At 37.2% G+C, this 3047-nt stretch carries 2 protein-coding genes and 1 pseudogene; 2 read left to right on the forward strand and 1 reads right to left on the reverse strand.

Going from position 1 to position 3047, the window contains the following annotated elements; genetic code table 11:
• Nucleotides 1-156, forward strand: a pseudogene (locus ACEWB7_RS17060) (IS6 family transposase); the annotation flags it as partial.
• Between the two features lie 435 nt (nucleotides 157-591).
• Nucleotides 592-2469: a potassium transporter Kup gene (locus ACEWB7_RS17065; RefSeq protein WP_121595056.1), complete on the forward strand. Its 1878-nt coding sequence runs from the start codon at nucleotides 592-594 to the stop codon at nucleotides 2467-2469.
• A gap of 66 nt (nucleotides 2470-2535) precedes the next feature.
• On the opposite strand, the gene ACEWB7_RS17070 is transcribed toward ACEWB7_RS17065, so the two are convergent.
• Nucleotides 2536-2733, reverse strand: a complete 198-nt coding sequence (locus ACEWB7_RS17070; RefSeq protein ID WP_004282105.1) for a hypothetical protein — start codon at nucleotides 2731-2733, stop codon at nucleotides 2536-2538.
• Nucleotides 2734-3047 lie beyond the last annotated feature (314 nt).

Genomic DNA, 3047 nt, shown 5'->3' on the forward strand with positions numbered 1-3047 from the left:
AGGGCCACATTAGGATTCAAATCTATGAAGACGGCTTATGCCACAATTAAAGGTATTGAAGTCATGCGTGCACTACGTAAAGGACAAGCATCGTCATTTTATTATGGTCAGCCTCAGGGTGAAGTGTGTCTAATCAACAGGGTTTTCGGTCTCTAAGTACTTTTTAAAGGAAACATCATCGACTCAAATCTCTATTTGCAACAGTGCCTGATTAACCACGATTGTTTAACTAATATGAACAAAGTCGTGAAACATTGGTCAAAGAATAGGCGTGGAACGTGAAAAATCATAAAAAAAGCCCGAACAGGGATGTTCGGGCTATCAACTAGGAACTACAGCGTTGAATTTTCAAGAGAATTATAACACATTTCGTATAAGGTGTATTATGTTAATTTTAGAAAAAACTTAAAATTATCTATTAAAGAATCATATATTTTTGGATTACTTGTAAGTGAAATAGCACCTATATAGTGCAGGCTTAGCTAGAAAAACTATAACACTCTAAGAAAGTATGGGTTTTTATGTACAAGGCAATTTCATGAGAAGCCAGATGATAAAATTCGAGGCTCCCCAATTTTGTAAATCAAATATATGCAAAGTAATGTGAGTAAGCCGGCAGTACCAGCATTAACACTGGCTGCACTAGGAGTAGTATTCGGCGATATAGGAACGAGTCCATTATATGCATTAAAAGAAAGCTTTCATGCGACACGCGGGCTACCTATTAATGAACTTAATATCCTGGGAATTCTCTCTTTAATCTTTTGGACCATTACCTTAATTGTTTCGCTTAAATATGTTTTGGTGATCATGAGAGCTGATAACAATGGTGAAGGGGGTATCATGGCATTACTCGCCTTAAACCTTAGGCAAAAAGGATTGTCCCGTGGAAAAAGACTGGCAATCATTATCTTAGGTTTCATTGGAGCATCCTTATTCTTCGGTGACGGTATCATCACCCCTGCTATTTCTGTTTTATCTGCAGTTGAGGGACTTTCTGTTGCTGCCCCGTCATTTGATCGCTTCATTATTCCAATCAGTATTGGAATTCTTATAGCTCTCTTTGCCGTTCAAAAACATGGGACTGCAATGATGGGGAAGTTTTTTGGTCCTATTACCCTGTTATGGTTCCTATCTATTGGTGCCATTGGCATTATGAGTATTATTCAAAGTCCATTTGTTCTTGCATTATTCAGCCCACACTGGGCTTTTTTATTCGTTATTAACAATCCTCTTATTTCATTTTTTGTGATGGGAGCTGTGGTTTTAACAGTAACAGGTGGTGAAGCCTTATATGCGGATATGGGACATTTTGGTATTTTACCGATCAAGTTAGGCTGGTTTTTAATTGTACTGCCATGTCTGATGCTGAATTATGCTGGACAAGGAGCATTACTGTTAAGAGATCCTTCGGCTATCACCAATCCTTTTTACCTGCTTCTGCCTTCAGCCCTTCTATATCCTATGATTATTCTGGCTACTGCAGCTGCAGTGATTGCCTCACAGGCTTTAATCAGTGGGGTATTCTCTATGGCTAAACAGGCAATACAGTTGGGATATCTACCTAGGCTTACAGTTTTACATACCTCCGCTTCGGAAATTGGACAAATTTATATTCCATTACTGAACTGGCTCCTGTTTATCTCTATCACCATCTTGATCTTAATATTTGAAAGTAGCAGCAAGTTGGCAGGTGCTTATGGTCTAGCCGTCACTGTGACCATGTTCTGTGACACACTGTTAGTAGCTTTTCTGGCTTATAGTTACTGGAAATGGAAAACATGGAAAGTCTTACTGTTCATTATTCCATTCGCCTTTATTGATCTGGTTTTGCTGAGTTCAAACCTATTAAAAGTACTGATTGGAGGCTGGGTACCAGTCGTTATTGCGGTTATTGTTTTTACCCTCATGATGACCTGGAAAAAAGGCAGAGAGATTCTTCAGGACAAACTGCAGAAGGACACGCTTCCACTGAATGTGTTTCTTGAGCACCTTGAACAGACAGGTCAGAAAGTGAGTGGAAATGCCGTATTTTTAACTGGAACGCCTCAAGTCGTACCCCATGCGCTTTTACATAATTTAAAGCATAATAAAGTTCTGCATGAACGTAATTTTTTGGTGACAATCAAGACTTCTGAAATCCCGTATGTTGATGAAGCTAAGCGAATCGTTACTGAAGTACTAGAGAATGGTTTTTTCAGAATAACGATCCATTATGGATTTAAAGAAGAGCCTAATGTGCCTCATTCATTGAAACAAGCTTTTTCAGTACTGGATCTTGAGTATGACTTAATGAATATCAGCTTCTTTGTTTCTAGAGAAAGATTAATTCCAAGTCTGTCCAGCAAGATGTCTACATGGCGTGAAAAGTTATTTGTCGCAATGCAAAAAAATACCAGCCCTGTCAGTGATTTTTATAAAATCCCTTCTAACCGGGTGATAGAGCTAGGTAGTCAGATTGAAATTTAAGAATTTCTAAAATGAATAGGCACCTTTAAATAAGGGTGCCTATCTGATCAGAATAAATCTTTTACTTTAATTTTCCAATAGTTGACCAATCTCTAAAGCTGAATAACCACGTTCTTTAAAGATCAAAATAATTGCTTTTTTATAATCTTCAGAAGTAGAGGTCTTATATTTTGTTATAAGTTGAATTTCAGAATTAAGCTGAAGGTCATTTTTTATCGTCAACACTTCCGTAGAGACTTTATTAAAAATCTTGAAATTAAACATACAGGCGCTCTTTATCAATATTATAGCGGCCCGACTACAACAAATACCTGCCTTAGCTCAGCTAGACACCCTTGGCTGCAAGGATTACAAATTAGACAAGATTCTGCAAGTTTTGCTCCATTGAAAGTATGAATATTCAACTAAAGAAGGTTCCATTTAACATAATGGGTGTTATGCGAAACTAGTATGTTAGAAACCATTTAAAGTGTCTATATTCTCACCAATAAAAATGTCTAGTTTATGATGGTTTTTACCATCATGGACTGGATATAAATTAGAGATGTTGATCACTATATCTGACAAGGAAATTCAAC

This window comes from Acinetobacter sp. NIOH-H-8 (genome assembly GCF_046635365.1).
GTDB lineage: Bacteria > Pseudomonadota > Gammaproteobacteria > Pseudomonadales > Moraxellaceae > Acinetobacter.

Excerpts from the sequence above, each read along its gene's own strand:
- ACEWB7_RS17065 (WP_121595056.1), top strand. The coding sequence starts at position 592 with ATGCAAAGTAATGTGAGTAAGCCGGCAGTACCAGCATTAACACTGGCT.
- ACEWB7_RS17070 (WP_004282105.1), bottom strand. The coding sequence starts at position 2,733 with ATGTTTAATTTCAAGATTTTTAATAAAGTCTCTACGGAAGTGTTGACG.